This is a genomic window from Vreelandella sulfidaeris (assembly GCF_042429665.1).
GTDB lineage: Bacteria > Pseudomonadota > Gammaproteobacteria > Pseudomonadales > Halomonadaceae > Vreelandella.
In genome coordinates this window covers 254,199-276,334 of the sequence record NZ_JBHMAC010000016.1, presented here as the reverse complement: position 1 = coordinate 276,334, position 22,136 = coordinate 254,199, and the positions used below count along the sequence as shown (strand labels likewise).

At 52.8% G+C, this 22,136-nt stretch carries 20 protein-coding genes; all 20 read left to right on the top strand.

Annotation, left to right across the window (positions count from 1 at the left end):
- The first annotated feature begins 180 nt into the window (after window positions 1–180).
- Window positions 181–1,869: an HD domain-containing phosphohydrolase gene (locus ACFFLD_RS19885; protein WP_386043352.1), complete on the top strand. Its 1,689-nt coding sequence runs from the start codon at window positions 181–183 to the stop codon at window positions 1,867–1,869.
- Window positions 1,870–2,078: 209 nt separating this feature from the next.
- On the top strand, window positions 2,079–2,495 hold the full coding sequence (fliS, locus tag ACFFLD_RS19880; RefSeq protein ID WP_386043350.1) for a flagellar export chaperone FliS: 417 nt from the start codon (window positions 2,079–2,081) through the stop codon (window positions 2,493–2,495).
- A 7-nt stretch (window positions 2,496–2,502) separates the two neighbouring features.
- On the top strand, window positions 2,503–2,913 hold the full coding sequence (gene fliT, locus ACFFLD_RS19875) for a flagellar protein FliT (protein WP_386043348.1): 411 nt from the start codon (window positions 2,503–2,505) through the stop codon (window positions 2,911–2,913).
- Window positions 2,910–4,181: a flagellar hook-length control protein FliK gene (gene fliK / locus ACFFLD_RS19870; RefSeq protein ID WP_386043346.1), complete on the top strand. Its 1,272-nt coding sequence runs from the start codon at window positions 2,910–2,912 to the stop codon at window positions 4,179–4,181. The genes fliT and fliK overlap by 4 nt, the downstream gene beginning before the upstream one ends.
- A complete protein-coding gene (locus ACFFLD_RS19865) occupies window positions 4,168–4,461 on the top strand; it encodes an EscU/YscU/HrcU family type III secretion system export apparatus switch protein (protein ID WP_386043344.1) in 294 nt (97 codons plus the stop codon). Before fliK ends, ACFFLD_RS19865 begins: the two co-directional genes overlap by 14 nt.
- 105 nt (window positions 4,462–4,566) lie before the next feature.
- The gene (gene flhD, locus ACFFLD_RS19860; RefSeq protein WP_386043342.1) at window positions 4,567–4,899 is read left to right on the top strand and encodes a flagellar transcriptional regulator FlhD; all 333 of its coding nucleotides are present in this window, start codon (window positions 4,567–4,569) and stop codon (window positions 4,897–4,899) included.
- On the top strand, window positions 4,896–5,438 hold the full coding sequence (gene flhC / locus ACFFLD_RS19855) for a flagellar transcriptional regulator FlhC (RefSeq protein WP_386043340.1): 543 nt from the start codon (window positions 4,896–4,898) through the stop codon (window positions 5,436–5,438). Before flhD ends, flhC begins: the two co-directional genes overlap by 4 nt.
- 252 nt (window positions 5,439–5,690) lie before the next feature.
- Entirely contained in the window at window positions 5,691–6,560 is an 870-nt protein-coding gene (gene motA, locus ACFFLD_RS19850) for a flagellar motor stator protein MotA (protein ID WP_386043338.1), read from the top strand.
- Window positions 6,557–7,483 (top strand): flagellar motor protein MotB, encoded by a 927-nt coding sequence (gene motB / locus ACFFLD_RS19845; protein WP_386043336.1) that lies wholly within the window; start codon window positions 6,557–6,559, stop codon window positions 7,481–7,483. The genes motA and motB overlap by 4 nt, the downstream gene beginning before the upstream one ends.
- Before the next feature lie 42 nt (window positions 7,484–7,525).
- Window positions 7,526–9,610 carry a chemotaxis protein CheA gene (gene cheA / locus ACFFLD_RS19840; protein ID WP_386043334.1) on the top strand — a complete coding sequence of 695 codons (2,085 nt, stop codon included), beginning with the start codon at window positions 7,526–7,528 and terminating at the stop codon, window positions 9,608–9,610.
- The gene (cheW, locus tag ACFFLD_RS19835) at window positions 9,607–10,104 is read left to right on the top strand and encodes a chemotaxis protein CheW (RefSeq protein WP_386043332.1); all 498 of its coding nucleotides are present in this window, start codon (window positions 9,607–9,609) and stop codon (window positions 10,102–10,104) included. The genes cheA and cheW overlap by 4 nt, the downstream gene beginning before the upstream one ends.
- 133 nt (window positions 10,105–10,237) lie before the next feature.
- Entirely contained in the window at window positions 10,238–11,515 is a 1,278-nt protein-coding gene (locus ACFFLD_RS19830) for a methyl-accepting chemotaxis protein (protein ID WP_386043330.1), read from the top strand.
- Window positions 11,516–11,574: 59 nt separating this feature from the next.
- Window positions 11,575–13,746, top strand: a complete 2,172-nt coding sequence (locus ACFFLD_RS19825; RefSeq protein WP_386043328.1) for a methyl-accepting chemotaxis protein — start codon at window positions 11,575–11,577, stop codon at window positions 13,744–13,746.
- Complete coding sequence (locus tag ACFFLD_RS19820) at window positions 13,743–14,615, top strand: CheR family methyltransferase (protein WP_386043326.1); 873 nt, start codon at window positions 13,743–13,745, stop codon at window positions 14,613–14,615. The genes ACFFLD_RS19825 and ACFFLD_RS19820 overlap by 4 nt, the downstream gene beginning before the upstream one ends.
- Before the next feature lie 91 nt (window positions 14,616–14,706).
- Window positions 14,707–15,768 carry a protein-glutamate methylesterase/protein-glutamine glutaminase gene (locus ACFFLD_RS19815; RefSeq protein ID WP_386043324.1) on the top strand — a complete coding sequence of 354 codons (1,062 nt, stop codon included), beginning with the start codon at window positions 14,707–14,709 and terminating at the stop codon, window positions 15,766–15,768.
- A gap of 87 nt (window positions 15,769–15,855) precedes the next feature.
- The gene (locus ACFFLD_RS19810) at window positions 15,856–17,550 is read left to right on the top strand and encodes a methyl-accepting chemotaxis protein (protein WP_386043322.1); all 1,695 of its coding nucleotides are present in this window, start codon (window positions 15,856–15,858) and stop codon (window positions 17,548–17,550) included.
- A gap of 61 nt (window positions 17,551–17,611) precedes the next feature.
- The gene (gene cheY / locus ACFFLD_RS19805) at window positions 17,612–18,001 is read left to right on the top strand and encodes a chemotaxis response regulator CheY (RefSeq protein WP_022520923.1); all 390 of its coding nucleotides are present in this window, start codon (window positions 17,612–17,614) and stop codon (window positions 17,999–18,001) included.
- A gap of 41 nt (window positions 18,002–18,042) precedes the next feature.
- Window positions 18,043–18,738, top strand: a complete 696-nt coding sequence (cheZ, locus tag ACFFLD_RS19800) for a protein phosphatase CheZ (protein ID WP_386043320.1) — start codon at window positions 18,043–18,045, stop codon at window positions 18,736–18,738.
- 103 nt (window positions 18,739–18,841) lie between these two features.
- A complete protein-coding gene (gene flhB, locus ACFFLD_RS19795; protein ID WP_386043318.1) occupies window positions 18,842–20,008 on the top strand; it encodes a flagellar biosynthesis protein FlhB in 1,167 nt (388 codons plus the stop codon).
- Entirely contained in the window at window positions 20,005–22,092 is a 2,088-nt protein-coding gene (gene flhA / locus ACFFLD_RS19790) for a flagellar biosynthesis protein FlhA (protein WP_386043316.1), read from the top strand. Before flhB ends, flhA begins: the two co-directional genes overlap by 4 nt.
- Window positions 22,093–22,136: the final 44 nt, after the last annotated feature.

Below are 22,136 nucleotides of genomic sequence, written 5' to 3'. Positions count from 1 at the left end.
TCCGACCTTGCTTGCTGGTGACTGCCTGCGGCGTATTGTTGAGGTCAATAGGCTGCATATTAAGCATGAAAACCATAGCTATTGTTCATACGGCACGCTGTTAGCTTCTGATATGCTGCTGCGCTTTCTAGTAGATGAAAACAGTTTACTAATTAACCTGTAAGAGCAAGTGAGGCGAGAATGGTAGCCCAGCAGGATGAGTTTGAAACAACAGCAAACACAACGATGATCGAATCTCTGCTGAATACGTTGATTGAAACAGGCGGTGTATCGCTCTGCCTTGCCATACCTGATGCTCGACCAGAACCCATTGTTTTGATGGAGCAGCATCAGGGGGAAACGCTGGTGATGGATCTCTCCTCGATTGACTACCTGCTTTCCCATCTTCAAAGCGGAGCGGCTTTTTACTTGCGCGGCCAGGCGCAAGGTAAGGTCGTTCAGACGCCGTTGTTGCATCTTACGGAAACACGTCAATCGGGCGGACGCTTTTTATGTTGCAGTGATTACCCTGAGACGCTGGATGTGCTGCAGCGGCGAGAGTCTTTTCGTGCTGAGCTACGTATGGGGATGGTGGTTTCAGCTAGCTTGCAGAGTGGTGATGACCGGGTCGAAGGCGAATTGCGGGATATATCCCAAGACGGCTGCCAGCTTGAGCTGCCGTTAGCGGCTAGCGGCCTGTTGGCCGAAGCCGTGAGTCCTTTAACGTTAGCATTTACCTTTCCTGACGGTACGTATTTTGAAGTGCTGGGCAATGCTCGCCATCAAAAGACAGATGCGGAGCGCCATTTGCTGCGAGTTGGCTTCAACTTCGTTGAGTGTAGTCCTGAGCAGGAGCGGCAGATTTGGTACTTTGTGTGTGAAATAGAGCGCGAAGCTGTTCGCTATAAAAAAGAAGAGCCAGGCGAGCGGCAGCCCTCCCCGCTGTTTGCGCTATCGCATAAGCGCACTGGCGCCAGAGAGTTGCTTGGGCGCCGGGATATCCAGCGCTATGCGACGCCTATGGCTCGTCGGCTGGTAAAAGTGGCGGCTTTTCTGGATGCACAGCTACTTTCGTTACAGCAGGGAGGCGATATTAATGGGCGCCAGCTCTCTCGCTATGCTGACCGCGTCATGGAGCTGCATGAAGAGGATCGAGAAGCGTTGCTCTTTGCTTCTCGGTGTTTATCTCCAGAGCCGCTGATCGTGCGACATGGTATTGCGGTCGCTATTCATTTGCTCGATTTTGTCGGTGCCAGCATGCCGCGTGAGCTACGCAAGGCTATTGTTGCCAGTGGTCTTATCCATGACCTCGGTAAGGCGCTGATTCCTCAGGTGTTGTTTAAAGCGCCCCACTTTGAAGCGAATCACCGTAAGGCGGTGAGTGAGCATGTTCAATTACTCATTGATCGCCTGCAAAACTGCCAATGGTTGTCTGCTGCGATTGTGCAGGCGGTTATTGGGGGAATCAACGAGCGTATTGATGGTAGCGGTTACCCTGGCGGGTTGAGCGGTGCAGATCTAAGTGAACTGTCTAAAGCAAGCGCTATCGTTGATGTGGTGGAGGCAATGCGGCGCGATCGCGTAGATCGAGCCGCTAAAACAACCCAACAAATTTATCGTCATCTACTCCAGCGTCCGCAACAGTTCGATATGCGCTGGGTTAAACGCTATATCGAACATTTCAAAGGGCTGCCTGTCGGCTCATTGGCGCGCTTCTCCAGTCAGCAACAAGGGTGGATCTTGCGCATTGATGCCAAGGGTAACCCAACTGAAGTATTGCTGGCGCCACAGGCAGAAGCGCCCATGCGTGACAACGTGAATACAGTTGTGCGGGGAGGGATCGCTGAACGGCTGGGCCAGTGTATAGGCGAGGTGCCCGTTTCTACCTGAAATGATAAAAACGATAGCGAGTTAACAAAGAATAACGGGGCTTTACTGTTGCTTATTACGACACAAAAAAGCATCCCAAGGCGTTAAAGTCCTTCTGTTTCGCGCCGATAACTATTAGTAGTCGAGCACAGCTCACTATTTATTTGTATTTTTTCACATTCGTGGGCCCCCATAGGGCAATAAGAAAACCACGTAAAGGAGTTCTGATTATGACTTACTCTCGCGGTGGCGCTGCCTATGGGCGGGGAGCAAACGCTTATGCGCGCGTCGGCGTAGAAAGCGGAGTGATGTCGGCAGACCCTCATCAACTTATTGTGATGTTGTTTGATGGTGCCCAAACGGCTATTCGTGCAGCTCGCATTCATATGCAGGATGGCAATACCGCTGAGAAAGGTAAATCGATCTCAAAAGCACTGGATATTGTTAATAATGGTCTTGCCGCTGCGCTTGATCAGGAGCAGGGTGGGGAAATTGCAGAGCGCCTGGCCTCACTCTACGATTATATTTCGCGCCTGCTGTTAGCGGCTAATCTACGTAATGATCAAGAAAGCTTAAATCAGGCCGAGCGTTTGCTTGAAGATATCGCCTCGGCGTGGCGTGCTATCGGTCAACAGCAGAGCGCGTGAGGCAATAATGTCAGCTTCTACTTCCGCTGGAAATAAAGCATCTCAACAGGCCGTGCTCACTAGCTATGAAGCGTTATTGAGCCGTGTTGAGCACATGCACGAATTGGCCAATGCTGAGCAATGGGCAGAACTCATTGACCAGCGTACCCACTATGTCATTTTGGTGGAGCAGCTGCGTGATTTGGATGCCACCATCATGCTTGATGCTGCTTCCCAGCAGCGTAAGGCAGAACTGCTTGAGCGTATTCTTGAGCATGATGTAGATATTCGCCGTCGCTTGGTCGCGCGTCGAGATGAGCTGGGTAAGCTTATTGGGGTATCACAACGTCAGCGAGACTTGAACCGCGCGTATACACCCCAGCAGGGCGCTTCAGCAATTTATGTTAAAGATGATGCCGATGCCACGAGGTCGTCGTGAGCGGTATTACGCCTCTTATTGATACGCTCATGCATCAAGTGCTGGGGCGTCAAGGCGAGGTGTCGTTACAGCGGGCGTTGGATGCGCCGGTGAAGCCTGTTTCACCTGGCGAAGGGCCCCGAGCCCTGATGCGTGATGCTAGTTTGGATGGCCGTGCATCCTCACCCCTAAGTGATCTAAAGCGTTTGCCTCTTCCGCTTGATGGAGGGCGAGCTCAGCCACGGGGTGAAAGCCAACCTCAAGCACCAGGGTCAACACAAACACACTTTAGTCCGGCTGCACGAACGATTGCCGATGTGCTGATGCGTTTTCCTGCGCCCCCTTCCGTAATGCGACCTGAAGCCCCCCTGCTTACCAGTCAAGAAATGCCTAGCGCCAATGTTGTTGCCACTCGTTTGGAGGCGAGCATTCGCGACAGTGGGCTGTTTTATGAGTCGCATTTGAAACGTTGGTTTCAGGGTGAGGGGGCTCGCCAGCAGCTATTTAAAGAGCCTCAAATGCAGGCTGGACCACGGCCACTAGCCCCACTGTTGCCTACCGGTATGACAGGGGCGCAGACCCTGGCGGGTCTAACGCCTCTGGCTCCGTCAGCCGCTCAAGGTGGTGGTCAAGCGGGAATGGTTATCCTGCCTAACCTCCCGTTAGTGCCCGTTACTAATGAAAAAGGGCAGGGGCGACCGGGCGTCGCGTCGGGTGTCGCCTCGCCTGCCAGCGCTAACGGAGCGCCCGCCTCTCCGAGCATTACTCCTGCGACTACTTCCCCTGCCTCCACCGCTGCAGTTGCGGAAGGACGTGAGGTTAATCAAGCAAAAGCAGAGCTGAGGGAAATGGCTGAACTGATGCACCATCGCCCGGCTCGGGAGGTCGTACACGAAAGCCTGCAAAGTTTAGTGCGTCAGCAGCTCGAGATGCTGGTGTCGCCAACGATTCGCTGGGAGGGCGACGTTTGGGCAGGTATTTTTATGGCGTTAGTGGTCAATTTGCCTGCTCGCGAGAAAGAGCAAGAAGGCAAGCAACAGGGCGAGCCTGAGGGTGGGTGGCGGTCAGATATGCGGTTGGAGGTGCCAAATCTAGGCGCATTCAATGCATCGCTGTGGCTCTACCGGCAAACGCTAAGTATCGATTTCACTACCGACAGCCTGCAGACACAGCAAAGGATTGACGCGGGGCTGCCTGCGTTAGAAAAACGCTTAAGCGCCTTGGATTTGCAAAAAGTGCAGCTTCGCTCACGCTATATTGACATGGAAAGTGACGTTGGCATCGCCTGACGAGCGCCGTCGTCAAGCCGTGGCGCTGGCTTATCAAGACAATGACCGTGCACCCCGGGTAGTAGCTAAGGGGTATGGTGATCTAGCTGAGCGCATTATGGCAGAAGCTCAACGCCAAGGCATATATGTGCACGATGCTCCCGAGCTGGTAGCACTTTTAATGCAGCTCGACTTAGACGCGGAGATTCCGCCGGGCCTTTACCAAATTGTTGCAGAACTCCTGGTGTGGGTGTTTGAACTGTCAGATGAAGGGCTAAGTCATCGTGAAATGCCTGAGTAGCCAATTGCAGACTTTATATGCAACCATGAGGACTGGTAATAAAAAGTCATTATGGCGCCAGTATAAAGGACACAATAAAGCGCCAAGGTCATTTAATGGGACATTATGAGTCAATCCAATTTTATCGATGAAATTCAAGAAATAAACTTAGCTTATTTACTGTTGGCCCAACGCTTGCTCCATGAAGATCGAGAGGCCGCCATGTTTCGCTTAAAAATAGGTAACGATGTTGCCGAGCTGCTTGTGTCACTGAATGCTCGTCAATTGACGAAACTGGCACGGACCAACCAGCTGCTGTGCCGGTTTAGCCAAACCAGCGCTGAGCACCTTCGGCAACTAACCGATAATCCTCGTGACCAAGGGTTAGCTGGACTACATGCATCGCTGTTATTGGCTAGTGAAACGTTTGAGTCGATGCCGCCAGGAGGCAAAATGTGAACCAGAAAAGCTTGGTTGATGAGATGCACCAAGTGCAGCTGGCCATCGAATTGATTGAGCTAGGCGCACGTTTACAGGTGCTGGAAACGGAGACGGAGTTAAGCCGCACGCGGTTAATCAAACTGTATAAAGAAGTGCGCGGCATGTCGCCGCCTAAAGGTATGCTGCCCTTCTCTACCGATTGGTTTATTACCTGGCTACCTAATGTTCATTCGTCACTTTTTTATAACATTTATATCAGTTTGAAGAAGATAGGCGGCTGTGAGCGAATTGATGCCTTTGTCAAAGCCTACCGTCTCTATGACGAGCAAATGCTGCTGGAAAATGTAGAACCTGTACTGGGGCTGACACGTGCCTGGACGCTAGTGCGGTTTTTTGAAAGCGATTTGCTTCAGTTGAATAAGTGTAACCGCTGTAACGGTCAGTTCGTTGCCCATGCTCACAGCCCAACGAACCACTATGTTTGCGGTATATGTCAGCCACCTTCGCGTGCGGGCAAAACACGTAAGGTGCAGCAGGATAATAGTGAAAAAATGTAACAATCTCATCAGCAACGCTACGTGGGATTGAAACTAGGGTATAAAGCACAGTAGTAAGTGTTTGGCATTAAATGATGAGGGAATTGGCTTAGATAGCCGCCAAATCCGCTGGTACTTTTTCGTTAAGCGAGCGCTTTAACCTAGTAGTATTACGCTAGGTTGTTCTTGGCATGGACCGTTTCTTATTCGTCAGATCAGATGATTAAGCGTTGGTTCCCTTAATTAATACTGAATATCGCAAGGATCCTGCTTGTGCTGATACCTCTAGGCTATGTAATCGTACTGCTGTCTGTGTTTGGTGGCTATGTGTTGGCAGGCGGCAAATTAGGCCCTCTCTATCAACCGCTGGAGCTGCTCATCATTGGGGGCGCAGGTGTTGGCGCGTTCATTGCTGCCAATAACGGTAAGGCGATCAAGGCGACGTTTAAAATCTTACCCAGGCTCAAGCGGGCCAAAAAATATAATAAAGCGCTCTATATGGAACTAATGGCGCTGCAGTTCAAGCTACTGACCAAAATTCGTCGTGAAGGCATGTTAGGTATCGAGCGAGATATTGATAATCCTCAAGAAAGCCCTCTTTTCCAGGAGCATCCTACGGTATTGGCTGATCCTCATATTATGAATTTTTTGACGGATTACCTGCGCTTGATGGTCAGTGGCGGTATGGAGCCGATGGAAATCGACGAGCTGATGCTGCACGAGATCGAGGTCTTTGAGCAAGAGGCCCATATTCCTATTGATGCCATCTCTAAAGTGGGCGATGCCATGCCTGCCTTTGGTATTGTCGCGGCGGTCATGGGCGTAGTTAAAACACTCACCTATGCCGATGCCACACCCGCCCAGATGGGCATTATGATCGGGCAAGCGTTGGTGGGGACGTTTTTGGGTATCTTGCTGGGCTATGGGTTTATTAGCCCGCTCGCCAGCTATATCGACAGGCAGGCTAAAGAAGCTGAAAAGATGCTGCAATGTATCCGCATAACGCTACTCGCCAGCTTGCATGGTTACGCACCACAGTTGGCTGTTGAGTTCGGCCGCAAAGCACTGTTTGCTGCTGAGCGTCCCACCTTTACAGAGCTTGAAGAGTACGTGAGGGATGCAAAAAAGGCCGGTAGCGCATGAGTAAGGGCGGTGACAAGCGTCCGATTGTTATTCGGCGCAAAAAGGTCGTTCACGCCCACCATGGTGGGGCTTGGAAAATTGCCTTAGCGGATTTTATGACCGCTTTAATGGCCTTTTTCCTAGTGCTATGGCTGTTAAGTGTGTCCAGTGAAGAGACGCGCAGAGGCGTGGCCGAGTACTTCAGCACCCCTCTCGTAACTGCTATGACGGGAGGGGATCGCTCGGGCAGTACTAGTGTCATCCCAGGCGGTGGGCCTGACCCCACGCATAGTGATGGGGAGCGAGCGCGCATCGATACCTTGCAGCGCACTCGGCCAAGCTCTGAAGATCAACGTAGGTTAAGAAATGTTCAGCAACGTATCGAGCGTGCGATTGAGCGCGATCCTGAGTTACGTCAGATGCGCAACCAAATGCGGTTTGACTTAACCCGTGAAGGGCTTCGTATTCAGCTGTTAGATACGGACCAACGGCCCATGTTTGAACTGGGTAGTGATCAGGTAGCGCCTTATATGCGTAGTTTGTTACGCACTATTGCTCCGCTGCTTAACGAGCTTCCCAATGAACTAAGTATTAGCGGTCATACCGATAGCGTTCCCTATGCGGGTGGTTACCGCGGTTATAGCAACTGGGAGCTGTCGGCTGATCGTGCGAATGCCTCGCGTCGTGAACTTATTGCCGGCGGGTTTGACCCAGATCAACTGTTACGCGTCTCTGGCTTTGCAGACCGGGTACTGTTGCCAGAGACTGACTCATCCGACCCGATTAATCGACGTATAGAGCTGGTGGTGCTTTTGCCTGAGATTGCGGAAGCGATTCGTTCTCCCACAATTATGGAGTCGGACCGTGTATTGCCGGAAGCGACAGCCGAAGCGCTAATAGAATCAACACAACAAGACGAGCCTCAGTCGCAAGACCCCGAGTGATCTGAGCTAGTCATAAAATACGACGTTAAGGTGGAGCGGTGTATGGATATAGCGGATTTTTTTGACACCTTTTTTGAAGAGGCGGAAGAGCTGCTGTCGGATATGGAACAGCATCTATTGGAACTCGATGTTGATGATCCCGATAGCGAGCAGCTCAACGCTATTTTCCGTGCCGCCCACTCCATCAAAGGGGGAGCGGGTACCTTTGGGTTTACCGTACTGCAGCAAACCACGCATATATTAGAAAACCTTCTTGATTATGCACGTAAGGGCGAACTGACGCTGCGAGCCGATCTCGTAGACACCTTTTTAGAGGCTAAAGACATCATGCACGAGCAACTCGATGCCTACCGCAGCGAAGAGGAGCCAAACCAGGAAGCTTTTGAGCGTATTTGCCAGACGCTGCAACAGATTGCGCTAGAGGAAATTGGTCAACAACTAGACGGGCCGGCTACGCCCGCTACTCAGGCCAAAGCCCCGCCAGCGCCAAGTGCGGCAGACAGCGAACGTTCCGAAGATACGGCAGCTGAATCAGTAGCCGGTGGTCATCTGTTAGTGGCACTGCTTAACGTGGATGAAAAAGACCGCATCTTGCTGGTGGAAGAGTTAGAACAGCTTGGCGAGGTTCAATCCCAGTCCGGCGATAGCAAGCGCTATGAGGTAGTTCTAAGTAGCAGCGTTAGCGCTGACGATATTGAAGCTGTGATGTGCTTTATTATCGAGCCTGAGCAAATCTCGATCACTGTTACTGCTGGCGCTGCTCCCGCCACCGCTGAGGCTGTCCCCTCTGCGCCAGCGCCCGCCCCGGCGACGGCGGCGAAAAAGCCCGCACCAGAAGCTAAAGCAGCAAAGGTCGACAGTAAAGAAAAGCCCAAGAAAGCGGCCGCTGAATCATCCTCCATTCGGGTGTCGGTAGACAAAGTCGATCAGATTATTAATTTGGTGGGTGAGCTAATCATCACTCAATCGATGCTTGATCAAACGGTAAGTGATTTAGAGGATCAGTCAGTTGGCAATAGTTCATTGCAAAATGGCATGAGTCTGTTGCAGCGAAATGCACGTGACCTTCAAGAAGCGGTCATGTCGATTCGTATGATACCCATGGAATTTGTATTTAGCCGCTTCCCCCGCGTCGTGCGCGATACCGCCGGTAAATTGGGCAAAGAAATTGAGCTCATTACCGAAGGCAAGTCGACCGAATTAGATAAAAGCCTGGTTGAGCGGATCACCGATCCATTAACCCACCTGGTGCGTAACAGCCTTGATCACGGTGTAGAGATGCCCGATGTGCGCGAAGCCATTGGCAAGCCACGTATCGGGAAATTAACGCTATCGGCGCGTCATCAAGGCGGCAATATTCTGATCGAAGTGCGCGATGATGGCGCGGGGATGGATCGCGATCGCCTGCTCGCCAAAGCGCGTGAAAACGGCATGAACGTCTCTGACACCATGTCTGATGAAGACGTGTTTCAGCTCATTTTTGCTCCCGGTTTCTCAACCGCCAAAGAAGTTACGGACGTATCCGGTCGTGGCGTGGGCATGGATGTGGTGAAGCGAAACATTCAGAGCATGGGCGGGCGTGTTGAAATTCAGTCGAAGCTCGGCGAAGGCACCAATACCCGTATCGTATTACCGCTTACCTTGGCCATTTTGGACGGTATGTCCATTAAGGTCGGCGGTGAGACCTTTATTCTCCCGCTATCAACCGTGCTTGAGTCGCTACAACCCTCGAAAGACGATATGTACGCCATGGCGGGTGACGACGTGGTCATCAAGGTTCGCGACGAATACCTACCGGTTATCGCGATCCACGAAGTGCTGGACGTGGCCAACGCGATCACCGACCCGACCAAAAGTATTGCGGTGATTGTGCAAGGGGAAGGACGCCGCTACGCCATGCTGGTAGATGAATTGATTGGTCAGCAACAGGTGGTGGTCAAGAACCTGGAAGACAATTATCGCAAAGTGCCGGGAATCTCGGCGGCGACGATCCTTGGTGATGGTAGCGTTGCGTTAATTCTCGACATAAGCGGTTTGCACCGATTGAGCCGGTATAAAAAAGAAGCAGGCAAAAAAGTAGTGAACAATCAAAACCTAACATTCTTCAAGGAGGCTGAGCCGTCATGAGTCAAGCCAACAGTGGGGCGGTATTAGCCGCAGAAGCTGAAAGTCGCGAATTCTTAGTGTTCTCATTAGGTGATGAAGAGTACGCCATTGATATTTTAAAAGTTCAGGAAATCCGGGGCTACGAAAATGTAACGCGGATTGCTAACGCACCTGACTTTATCAAGGGGGTCACCAACCTGCGCGGTGTGATCGTACCGATCGTTGATCTACGTATTAAGTTTCATCTCGAAAACGTTGAGTACGGTGGTCAAACCGTCGTTATCGTCGTCAATGTCGCAGACCGGGTAGTTGGCATTGTTGTTGACGGCGTTTCTGATGTGATGACATTAACGCCCGATCAGATTAAGCCCGCGCCTGAATTTGGTGTCACGCTCTCGTCTGACTTCCTTAGCGGTCTAGGCAGCCTGGATGATCGTATGCTGGTGCTGGTCGATATCGACAAGCTACTGACCAGCGAAGAAATGGCGTTAGTTGACAGTACCAGCAATCGTTAAGCTGGCTTAACAACGGCACACGGAGGTGCCGTGTTCGTTCTACCTTACGATACATTCTCGCGCTACGGACAGTGCCTGCGAGTATTAGACGTGCGCGGAGAATACGGCTGTGACACAGCAAATGCGGCAATTAATGAATAATATGACGGTACGCCTCAGTTGGGGATTAGTGCTGGCGACGTTGTCAGTGTTGGTGTTAATTGCCTGCGGTATTGGTCTGTATGCGTTGCACCATGGAGCGTCCATTGTGCAGGCCTTTAATGATATTCAGGCCCAGCAAGCCGCGTTTGATGATTTTGCCGCGACTATTCGCTGGGCTTTACTCGGTATTGTGGCCATGACCGTCGCCACGGTGATCGTGGTTATCTGGGGGGTAACGGCCAATGTACTGCGTCCGCTAGATCGCTTGGTAGGCCATTTTGAGCGCATGGCGCAAGGTGATTTGAGCCAAACGATCACCTCTCCTGGTAATAATGAAATAGGCCGTCTCTATAGTGCCATGGGACATATGCAACATGCGCTTTCCCATACGGTGGGTACTGTGCGGACCAGCGGCACGTCGATTTATGAACGCTCCCAACATATTGCCAGTGGCAATAATGATCTCTCTTCGCGGACGGAACAGCAGTCCTCTTCATTGGAAGAGACGGCCTCCAGCATGGAGCAATTGGCCTCCACGGTGAGTCACAATGCTGAAAACGCTCGTCAGGCCAGCCAACTAGCGGGTAGCGCTACTCAGACAGCACGTCGCAGTGGTGAAGAAGTCGGCGAGATCGTTAATACCATGCAGGATATTAGTGCAAGCTCCCATCAGGTGGCCGATATTGTCACCGTTATCGATAATATTGCTTTCCAGACCAATATCTTAGCGTTGAATGCCTCGGTGGAAGCTGCTCGTGCTGGCGAGCATGGCAAAGGGTTCGCCGTGGTGGCTCAGGAAGTACGTAGCCTGGCCAGTCGCAGTGCCTCCGCGGCAAAAGAGATTCGCACATTGATTGATGCCTCGCTCAATAAAGTCGACACCGGCACTCAGCGGGTTAATCAAGCCGGTCAAACCATGCAGGATTTAGTGGCCGCCGTGCAGCGCGTCAGCGATATTATGGATGACATCGCGGCGGCGTCTGCAGAACAAAGCAGTGGCATTAGCCAAGTCAACCAGGCCGTGGCGCAAATGGATCAGGTCGTGCAGCAAAATGCCCAGTTGGTACAGCAGGCCGCACGCAGTGCCAATGAACTTGAAAGCGAGGCGGCTCGCTTGCGCGAAGCAGTGGAGCGCTTCCGTATTGTAGAGGCATCACCTCAACGTAGACCTTCTTCCCCTTCCTCTGTTGCCTTACCTTCAGCCGTTTCCAAGCCTTCTCGCGTTGAAAAACAACCGGTGGATCAAACTGAAGAGTGGGCATCGTTTTAAGCTGTCTGGTTAGTCAGACTCGTTTTTACAAAATAAAAAAATACTAACAAAGGTGTGTCATGCGAAATAACCAGCCTGTCTCTCAGCGTGAAGTTGAATTAAAACCAGATGACTTCCTCGTCTCTCGTACTGATACACAAGGGCGGATTACCTATGCAAACCCCTCGTTTATCGATATTAGCGGTTTTGAACACGCAGAGCTGATGGGGGCACCGCATAATCTGATCCGTCATCCTGATATGCCACCGGCTGCCTTTGAAAACCTATGGCAAACGGTTAAAGCGGGGGAGACGTGGCGGGGGCTGGTTAAAAACCGCTGTAAAAATGGCGACCATTATTGGGTGGATGCCAACGTTACGCCCATTATCGAAGATGAACAGGTGGTGGGTTACACCTCGGTGCGCATTCAAGCGTCCCGGCAAGCCATTGAACAGGCTGAGCGGGCCTACGCAGGTCTACGTGAAGGACGTAATAAGCACCTCTATTTGGATAAAGGCCGGTTACGCCAAAAAGGGGTGTTCAGGCGATTGGGTGGCATACGCTTTGATACTATTCGTGCCAAGTTGGTGGGCATGATTGTGGTCGCAGGTGTACTGCTCTTAATTAGCGGTGGCGTAGGGTTGTATGGCTTAAACACCTCCGGGGAACGTCTTGGACAACTCTATAATGATGGTTTGCGCGACGTTATTCGCTTACAGCAAATTGATCAGAATATTGCCCAAACCCGCCAAGCGATGATTGAGCCGGAACGCATGGAGTTGATGGAACAACGCTTTGAAATGGGAGCGAGCATCGACGAGAGTGCCGCCGCGGTCGCTGCGCTATGGCAGGCGTACTACGCTCGTCCCGTCAATGATACCGAGCTAGCCACCGAGTTTGATCAGCGGCTACAGACATTTCTGCAAAACGGCATGGGGCAAGCTGCCGCTGTTTTGCAAGCGGAAGAAGCTTACCAGGCGTTTACCGGCCTGGAGGCGGTGATCAGCGTCATGACCGAAGAGGGGCGAACCCTTGCAGGCATGGTTAACCAACTGATCGCCCAGAAGCAACAAATGGCTAACGTGATGGCCAATGATGCAGAGCAAGAGCAAACCGCGATGTTTGCCGTTCAGGCCGCGGTGCTGGGGATTGGCTTACTACTACTGGTGATGATTGGCCTTTTTACCTTACGCGCAATTGTCCGCCCCTTAAACAGTGCTTCACGTTTTACGCTGCAAATTGCCGGCGGTAACTTGGCCGCTCAGGTTCCCCCTGCGCGGCGCGACGAAGTCGGCCAGTTGATGGACTCGCTTAACACGATGCGTAAAAGCCTGAGCAGCATCATTGCCGATGTAAAAGGCGGTATTGATGTGGTCACCCCGGCGGCCCAAGACATTGCGAGCGGCAATGAGGAATTATCGTCGCGAACAGAGCAGCAGGCGTCGTCTTTGCAACAAACGGCCGCCAGCATGGAAGAAATGACCGCGACCGTAAGACAAAACAGCGAAAACGCTCAAGAAGCCCGACGCCTAGCCGATAACAATGCTACTCAGGTTACCAATACGGGCGAGTTGATGGCGCAGCTGGTCGACAATATGCAGCGGATTACTCAAAGTTCTCAGCAGATGGCCGATATTATCAATGTGATCGATTCCATTGCATTCCAGACGAACATATTAGCGCTTAATGCCTCTGTGGAAGCAGCTCGTGCGGGCGAACACGGACGTGGCTTTGCGGTGGTGGCTGAAGAGGTACGTAATCTTGCTGGCCGAAGCGCAGGCGCTGCCCAAGAAATTCGTGGTCTGATTGATGGTTCTAACCGAGAGGTGAGCGCGGGCGCGGGATTGGTGACTAAAGCCGAAACCGCTATCGCCGAAGTGGCGGAAGCAGCTCGTAGCGTGACAAATATTATGCACGAGATTTCAGCTGCCTCTGAAGAACAAAGCCATGGGATTGCCCAGGTCAATCAGGCAGTCGCCGAAATGGATCAAGGTACTCAGAGCAATGCCGCACGGGTCCAGGAAACAGCACGAGCGGCGGTCTCCTTAGAGACGCAGGCACGTTTATTAGCACTCTCGGTAGAAGCATTTCGGTTAAATAAGCAAGGGGCGCACCCCCCGCTAGCGGTCACAGCAGCGAAACATACTGCACCTGCAGCCAGTGCACTTTCTGTTCAGCCGACGAACAAACCATCGCTGAACTCGCCCGTTAAACGGCCAGCAGCCTCAATAGAGGAGTGGGAGGAATTTTGACCGAACGACGAGAAGGGGTGGCAGAGGCGGGGCAGTGGACGTCGAGTAATCAGATAGAACGTGACCTGATCCTGACCGATGCGGATTTTTCCCGCATTCGCGAGTTGATTTACCAACGCGCGGGGATTGTGTTGGCTGAACATAAGCGAGAGATGGTTTACAGCCGTTTAGCAAAGCGGCTACGTCACCATGGAATGACACGCTTTACCGATTATCTGGTTCGCCTCGAACGTCAGCCAGAGGCGAAAGAGTGGGAGGCGTTTACCAATGCGTTGACCACGAACCTCACCGCTTTCTTTCGTGAGGCGCATCACTTCCCGTTACTGGCAGAGCACATAAAGAACAAACAGGATCCGGTCATGATCTGGTGTTCGGCTGCCTCAACAGGCGAGGAACCCTATTCGTTGGCAATGACGCTACTGGAAACACTGGGCCCCAAAGCGGCACAGGCCAAGGTCATCGCGACTGATATCGATACCGACGCATTAGCCAGGGCGCGAGCAGGCGTTTACCCCTTAGAGCAGGTACGCAAGCTCGATGAGGCGCGGGTAAAGCGATTTTTTCAGAAAGGGACGGGCAACCACGCAGGCTTTGCAAGGGTTCGTCCTGAAGTTTCGGCGCTGGTGGAATTCCAACCGCTTAATTTGTTGGCGCCGCAATGGCCAATTAAAGGCCTTTTTGATGCGGTGTTCTGTCGAAACATCATGATTTATTTTGATAAAGATACACAGGCAAAAATTCTTAAACGATTTGCGCCATTGATGAAGCCCGATGGACTGCTCTTTGCTGGGCACTCAGAGAACTTCTCTTATATCAGTGACGCTTTCAAACTGCGTGGTCAGACCGTTTATACCCTGGCTAAAAAATGAACAATAGTCGTGTCTTTATGATTGCTACAGGCGTGGTGGCTCCGGCGGTTGTAATCACACATCAGGCGTCTACAGCAAGAGGAGGCGTGCTTTGAGCGCAGCCAAGATCAAAGTACTGTGTGTTGATGATTCGGCCCTAATCCGCGATTTGTTAACGGAAATTATTAATTCACAGCCCGATATGGAAGTCGTGGCGGTAGCCCCGGACCCGATCGCCGCCAGAGATTTAATCAAGCAACACAATCCGGATGTCTTGACCCTGGATGTAGAAATGCCGCGGATGGACGGGCTGGATTTCCTCGAACGCTTAATGCGGCTTCGTCCCATGCCGGTACTGATGGTGTCATCGCTAACGCAAAGCGGCTCGGAAATTACCCTGCGCGCGCTCGAGCTTGGCGCGCTTGATTTTGTCGCCAAGCCAAGTCTGGGTATTCGCAATGGCATGATGGAGTACGCCAATGAGATTGCCGAAAAGCTGCGCGCTGCCGCACGCTCTCGGCCCCGGCAGGCACGGCATAAAAATACGCCGCCACCCGAGGCGTTGAAAGCGCCCTTAATGTCCAGTGAAAAGCTCATTATTATTGGCGCATCGACCGGCGGTACTGAAGCAATTCGTGCGGTACTTGAGCCGTTGCCCGCCAACGCGCCAGCAATATTGATAACCCAGCATATGCCGGGTGGATTTACCCGGTCGTTTGCCGAGCGGCTAGACCGGCTATGCAGAATTACTGTGAAAGAAGCAACCGACGGGGAGCGAATTCTGCCTGGACATGCGTACATTGCCCCAGGCGACCAGCACCTTAAATTAGCCCGCAGCGGCGCAAACTACGTCGCACGGTTGGATGACGGTCCGCCGGTTAACCGTCATCGCCCTTCGGTAGATGTGCTGTTTCACTCGGCCGCTCAACACGCAGGCAAAAATGCGGTGGGTGTCATCCTGACCGGCATGGGTAAAGACGGTGCGGCAGGGCTGCTGGAAATGCGTCAAGCGGGAGCACAGACCATTGCCCAGAATGAGCAAACGTGTGTGGTCTTCGGTATGCCCCGTGAAGCCATTGCGATGGGGGGCGCTGTGGAGGTAGTGGCTTTAGACGATGTTCCTAACCGTATGATGGCGTTGATTGCCGCTTCTGGCCGCGCTCAACGTGTGTAGTGCAGATCATAAAAACTAGCTTAAGCACCTGGTTCACGTGTTAAGCATAAAAAAATTACATAATCTTTTTACGCAAGGGAACAAACAATGAATCGTTTACTACGTAATTTGAGTATTCATACTGCGGTAATTGCCGCCCTTGTCTGCTTTGTCACTCTGATTCTAATCGTCTCAGGCATGGCGTATGTTGCTGACCGTAGTTCGCAAAATAACATAGCAACGTTGAGTCTCATTAGTGATAAGCAGCTAAATGAAATCAACCGTGCCGATTCATTGTTAAATCAAGCCATGCTGGCGATGGAAAGCGCCTCAAACTACTTGTTGGCTTTTCAGTACCAGCAAGCGGATGAGCAGGTTGCTATTGCCGGTAATCGCATCGAGCGTGCTGAAGAGCGATTTGAACTTTTTGCCGCGACACCGCGGACTCCCCAAGGAGAAGCGTTAGCAAATGCTTTGATTGAGGATTACCGAGCGGTAATGGGGCTGGTTCAGCAGCAGTATGTCACATTTCAAAATAAGAATTTAGACGCCTACAACGACCTGCGTGTCGAGCTGGTGGGGCCATTGAGCAACTTGGCTAACAGCATGACGGCGTTCGTTACTTACGGTTTCCAGCGCGTTGATACCATTCAGGATGAGGCGGAAGCTCAGGGTGAACTATTTAACCTCATTAATGCCGCGATAGTGATATTTGCCCTGTTGGTCACCGCCGTGATCTATCTGGGCCTGCGCCGTACAGTGATTGTCCCGTTAAGAAGTGCCAGCCAACGACTGGATGCAATAGCAGAAGCCGACCTGACGGACCCGCTGCCGGCCGCGAGCAATAATGAAATTGGCCGACTATTTGGTGCTATGGGCGCGATGCAGCAGAGCCTCACCAATATCGTCACGCGGGTGCGGGAAGGCAGTAACGAGATTCATCACGGCACCCGTGAAATTGCCAGCGGTAACGCAGATCTCTCTTCGCGCACTGAGCAGCAGGCCGCGTCTATTCAACAAACCGCGGCGAGCATGGAAGAAATGACCGCCACGGTAAAGCAGAATGCCGACAATGCTCGTCAGGCCAGCACCTTGGCAGCGGATGCCTCTTCCACGGCGGAACGCGGTGGGCAAGTGGTCGAGCAAGTGGTGCAGACCATGCATGGAATCTCCACTAGCTCGAAGAAAGTCGCCGACATCACCGGTGTGATTGACTCGATTGCCTTTCAAACCAATATCTTGGCGCTAAATGCGTCGGTTGAAGCGGCGCGAGCTGGTGAGCAAGGGCGAGGGTTTGCGGTAGTCGCGGGTGAAGTACGTAATTTGGCTAGCCGCAGTGCGGATGCCGCCAAAGAGATCAAAACCCTTATTGAGGCATCGGTGAGCCAAATCCAACAAGGCTCTACGCTTGTCGAGCAAGCGGGTACGACCATGTCGGATGTGGTCACGGCGGTACGCCGAGTGACCGATATCATGGATGAAATTTCTGCTGCCTCCCAAGAGCAAAGTGACGGCATTGAGCAAGTCAGTCAGGCGGTGGGACAAATGGATCAAGTGACCCAGCAAAATGCTGCCCTGGTCCAGCAAGCCTCAGCGGCGGCTGCTTCGTTAGAAGAGCAGGCTAATCGCTTAGAGCAGGCAGTGGCTGTGTTTAAGCTCGCCGGTGCTCAAGCGGCCTCTCACCAGACGCTGCCGTCTGCTGTGACTACGCTGAAGGCTAAACCTACCCCCACGGCCGGCCAGCAGCATGACCGTCGTCCTGTCGCAATGAGCAATAACCACGAAGAGTGGGAAGAGTTTTAACCCCCTGACTGTACTTTTCAGTCACCCCCGTGCCATATACTGAATGATTAGAGGATGACCAATGGCAGATAAAAATATGAGTTTCCTGGTAGTCGACGACTTTCCCACTATGCGCCGGATTGTCCGTAGTCTGCTTAAGGAACTGGGCTTTACTAACGTCGATGAAGCGGAAGATGGCCAGGACGCGCTCAATAAGTTGCGCGCGGGTAAATTCGAGTTTGTCGTTTCTGACTGGAATATGCCGAACCTGGATGGCTTGGAGATGTTAAAAGAGATCCGTCAGGATGACGCCTTGAAAGACCTTCCTGTGCTGATGGTGACCGCTGAAGCCAAAAAAGAAAATATTATTGCGGCCGCGCAAGCGGGCGCAAACGGCTATGTCGTCAAGCCGTTCACCGCTGCTACCCTGGAAGAGAAGCTCAATAAGATCTTCGACAAACTGGGCATGTGAGCGACTGGGCCTATGTGCCTGGTTAACGAGGAGACAACACCATGAGCCAGAATGAGCAGTCCGGTTCTGCCAAACTGTCCGAAGAGTCTGCTGAAGACGTCATACACCGTATTGGCAAGTTGACACGCATGCTGCGCGACAACATGCGCGAGTTGGGGCTGGACAAAGAAATCGAGAAAGCGGCTGAGGCAATTCCGGATGCACGTGACCGCTTGCATTATGTCGCTACCATGACCGAACAGGCAGCCGACAGAGCGCTCAATGCCGTTGACCGTGCGCAGCCGCTGCAGGACCAGTTATCTGACAGAGCTGAAGCACTGGATAAGCGTTGGGCCGAGTGGTTTGAAGCACCGAAAGAGCTGGATGAAGCTAAAGCGTTGGTCAAAGAGACGCGCGGCTATCTGGGCGACGTGCCAGTTATGGCGGCCTCGACCAATAAAGAGTTGATGGAAATCATGATGGCCCAGGACTTTCAGGACCTGACCGGCCAAGTGATTAAGAAAATGATGGACGTTATTCGTGAAATCGAGCATCAGCTGGTGCAGGTGCTCATTGATAACGTACCGGGTGTTCAAGCACGAGAAACGCTGCAGCGCAAGGCCGAGGATCAGTGGAAAAGCGACAATGCACGGCGTAACGAAGAGCTTTTGAATGGTCCACAAGTAAGGGACAATGTGCCTGATACCGTCTCTGGACAAGACCAAGTAGACGACCTACTGGACGAATTAGGCTTTTAGCGCACACTCTTAAAAGCCCTATGGGCAAGCAAGTACGCCATTCAGCCGTCCCTGTGGACGGCTGAATACGTCATAAGCTTCGCCTCACCTGGCCGGATACCCCATGGCAGATAACGATAGCGACCAGGAAAAGACCGAAGAGGCCACGCCCAGGCGAAAAGAAAAAGCCCGTGAAGAGGGCCAAGTCCCGCGTTCCCGCGAGTTGAACACCTTTCTACTCCTACTGGGCGGCGTGGTCGGCCTCTGGAGCATGGGGAATATGCTTTATGACCAGCTAGGTATGGTGATGGAGCAAGCGTTTTTGTTTGAACGCCGTCAGGCAATGGAAAGCACCCCCATGCTGGTCAATGCACTGGATCTTGGGCAGCGCACGCTAATGACCATGACGCCTTTGTTTTTGCTGCTAACGGTGATTGCGTTAGTCGCACCTGGGTTGATGGGCGGCTGGCTGATATCGGCAAAATCGATGCAGCCCAAGCTATCCAAGTTGGATCCTATTAAAGGCGTCAAACGTATTTTCTCCCCTCAGGCGCTGGTGGAGTTGGCCAAAGCCATTGCCAAGTCGGTGCTGGTAGGCGGGGTGGCGGCCACGTTCTTGTACTTCAACATAGGCAAATTCATGGCGCTGATGGATCAGCCTATCCAACAAGCGCTTGCCAATGCGCTTCGTATGGCGGCCCTAGCGGCGGGAATCATGGTGATGGCATTGATCGTGGTCATTTTGATCGATGTCCCTTTCCAGCTTTGGGACAATGCCAAAAAGCTGCGCATGAGTCAGGAAGAGATCAAGCGTGAGCACAAAGAATCAGAAGGCGACCCGCAGTTGAAAGGGCGTATTCGTCAACAGCAGCAGGCGATGGCGCGTGGACGGATGATGAGCAAAGTGCCCCAGGCAGACGTTATTATTACCAACCCCACCCACTATGCCATTGCCCTGATGTACCAAGAGGGCAGCATGGGAGCGCCGCGGCTAGTGGCAAAGGGCGCAGATGCAGTCGCGGCAAAAATTCGTGAAATTGGCGAAGAAGCAGGCGTTCCACGTTTGGAGGCGGCGCCATTGGCGCGTGCCCTGTATCATCATGTGGATCTGGAAGCGGAGGTGCCTGCCGACCTCTATACCGCGGTGGCGGAAGTAATGGCTTGGGCTTATCGTCTCAAGCAAGTAGCACAACAAGGAGGCGAGGTGCCGCCAACTCCCGATAACCTGCCGGTTCCGCCGGAGATGGAAAGCCCCGGACGTGGCGCCGGTGGTAACGAGACCCAACCATGAAAGGCTTAAGTCAGTTGATAGGCCAGCGCGACTGGATGAGCGATGTGCGCATGAAGCTGCTGGTCGGGCCGCTGCTCATCTTAATGATTTTGGGCATGATGATTGTGCCCTTACCCCCGTTCGCGCTGGATTTACTTTTCACCTTTAATATCGCGCTGGCCATTATGGTACTGATGGTCAGCATGTTTACGAAAAAGCCGTTGGACTTTGCGGCTTTTCCTGCGGTGCTGTTGTTTACAACGCTATTACGCCTGTCGCTTAACGTCGCGTCCACCCGAGTGGTGTTAATGGAAGGCCATCAGGGCGGCGCGTCGGCCGGTAAAGTCATCGAGGCCTTCGGGGCGTTCTTGGTCGGTGGTAACTTTGCTGTTGGCCTGGTGGTCTTCCTGATTTTGGTCATCATCAACTTTATGGTTATCACCAAAGGTGCCGGGCGTATCGCTGAGGTAGGTGCCCGTTTTACGTTGGACGCGATGCCGGGTAAGCAGATGGCCATCGATGCTGACTTAAACGCCGGCCTGATCGGCGAAGAGGACGCTAAAAAGCGCCGCGCGGAAGTGGCTCAAGAAGCAGACTTCTTTGGTTCCATGGACGGTGCCAGTAAGTTTGTCCGTGGTGATGCCATTGCCGGTTTGGTGATCATGGTCGTCAATATCATCGGTGGGTTGATGATCGGCATGCTGCAGCACGATATGGGTTTCCCCGCTGCCGCCCAGACCTATATGTTGTTAGCCATTGGCGATGGTTTGGTGGCGCAAATTCCCGCCCTGGTGATCTCGACCGCCGCCGGTGTCACGGTATCGCGGGTGAGCACCGATCAAGGCGAAGATATTGGCCAGCAAATGCTCAGCCAACTATTCGTCAATCCTCAGGTGTTGATTCTGGCCGCCGTGGTAATGGGCTTGCTGGGCATGGTGCCTGGTATGCCCAATTTCGTATTCTTGTTCTTTACCGCGTTGCTGGCGGGGTTAGCGTGGTTGCTGATGCGCCAAAAAGAGCGGGCGCTGGTGAAGGATGATATCGCTGCCGAACCTGTGCCGCTGCAAGAGACGCCCGAAGCGAGCTGGGAAGATGTGCAGCTGGTCGATACCCTTGGTCTGGAAGTGGGGCATCGATTGATCCCACTGGTCGACTCGCGACAAAAAGGTGAGTTGCTTGGCCGGATCAAGAGTGTGCGCAAGAAGTTTGCCCAGGAAGTTGGGTTTCTGCCCCCGGTCGTTCATATTCGAGATAATCTGGAGCTGCCTCCCACCGCCTATGTGCTCTCTATGAAGGGGGCTGAAATCGGTCGTGCCGAGGCGCAACCGGGTAAATGGTTGGCGATTAATCCGGGACAGGTTTCTGGAGAGCTTCAGGGTACCCCCACTCAGGACCCCGCCTTTGGTTTACCTGCTGTATGGATAGACGCCAACCAGCGGGAGCATGCTCAGGTATACGGCTATACCGTGGTGGATGCCAGTACGGTGATAGCGACCCATTTGAACCACTTACTGCAACGCCACTCACCTGAGATGCTGGGGCGCCAAGAAGTGCAGAAATTGTTGGATAAGATGGGTGAAGATCAAAAAGCACTGGTCGAAGAGGTGGTTCCCAAGGCCATCTCGCTGACGGTGTTGCAGCGCATTTTGCAGAATCTGCTTGATGAAGATGTCTCGATTCGCGATATGCGCACCATACTGGACACCCTGGCCGAATATGCCGCCCAGCAGAAAGATCCTAACGAGTTAACCGCGCTAGTGCGTATCTCCCTCGGGCGGGCGATTGTTCAGCAGTGGTTTGCCGGGCAGGAAACCCTCAATGTGATGGGGCTCGATGCTCAGTTGGAGCAGGTACTGGTTCAGGCCATGAATGGCAATGGCGCGATGGAGCCTGGCTTGGCAGAGACGCTGATGACCCAGGCACAGCAGGCACTAGAGCGTCATGAAAGCTCAGGCGAGCCGCCCGTGCTGGTGGTTCAGCACTCGCTACGTGCCGTATTGTCGCGTTTTTTACGTCGCCGTTTGCGCCATATGTCCGTGTTGTCTCAAGCTGAAATTCCCGATGACCGCACGTTAAGAGTGACCACGCTGGTGGGTGGGCGTTAATGCTTCCACGGCGTGATAGGCTAGCGTCGACCATTTACAGAATA

Excerpts from the sequence above, each read along its gene's own strand:
- ACFFLD_RS19885 (WP_386043352.1), top strand. The coding sequence starts at position 181 with ATGGTAGCCCAGCAGGATGAGTTTGAAACAACAGCAAACACAACGATG.
- fliS (WP_386043350.1), top strand. The coding sequence starts at position 2,079 with ATGACTTACTCTCGCGGTGGCGCTGCCTATGGGCGGGGAGCAAACGCT.
- fliT (WP_386043348.1), top strand. The coding sequence starts at position 2,503 with ATGTCAGCTTCTACTTCCGCTGGAAATAAAGCATCTCAACAGGCCGTG.
- flhD (WP_386043342.1), top strand. The coding sequence starts at position 4,567 with ATGAGTCAATCCAATTTTATCGATGAAATTCAAGAAATAAACTTAGCT.
- motB (WP_386043336.1), top strand. The coding sequence starts at position 6,557 with ATGAGTAAGGGCGGTGACAAGCGTCCGATTGTTATTCGGCGCAAAAAG.
- cheA (WP_386043334.1), top strand. The coding sequence starts at position 7,526 with ATGGATATAGCGGATTTTTTTGACACCTTTTTTGAAGAGGCGGAAGAG.
- cheW (WP_386043332.1), top strand. The coding sequence starts at position 9,607 with ATGAGTCAAGCCAACAGTGGGGCGGTATTAGCCGCAGAAGCTGAAAGT.
- ACFFLD_RS19830 (WP_386043330.1), top strand. The coding sequence starts at position 10,238 with ATGAATAATATGACGGTACGCCTCAGTTGGGGATTAGTGCTGGCGACG.
- ACFFLD_RS19825 (WP_386043328.1), top strand. The coding sequence starts at position 11,575 with ATGCGAAATAACCAGCCTGTCTCTCAGCGTGAAGTTGAATTAAAACCA.
- ACFFLD_RS19810 (WP_386043322.1), top strand. The coding sequence starts at position 15,856 with ATGAATCGTTTACTACGTAATTTGAGTATTCATACTGCGGTAATTGCC.
- cheY (WP_022520923.1), top strand. The coding sequence starts at position 17,612 with ATGGCAGATAAAAATATGAGTTTCCTGGTAGTCGACGACTTTCCCACT.
- cheZ (WP_386043320.1), top strand. The coding sequence starts at position 18,043 with ATGAGCCAGAATGAGCAGTCCGGTTCTGCCAAACTGTCCGAAGAGTCT.
- flhB (WP_386043318.1), top strand. The coding sequence starts at position 18,842 with ATGGCAGATAACGATAGCGACCAGGAAAAGACCGAAGAGGCCACGCCC.
- flhA (WP_386043316.1), top strand. The coding sequence starts at position 20,005 with ATGAAAGGCTTAAGTCAGTTGATAGGCCAGCGCGACTGGATGAGCGAT.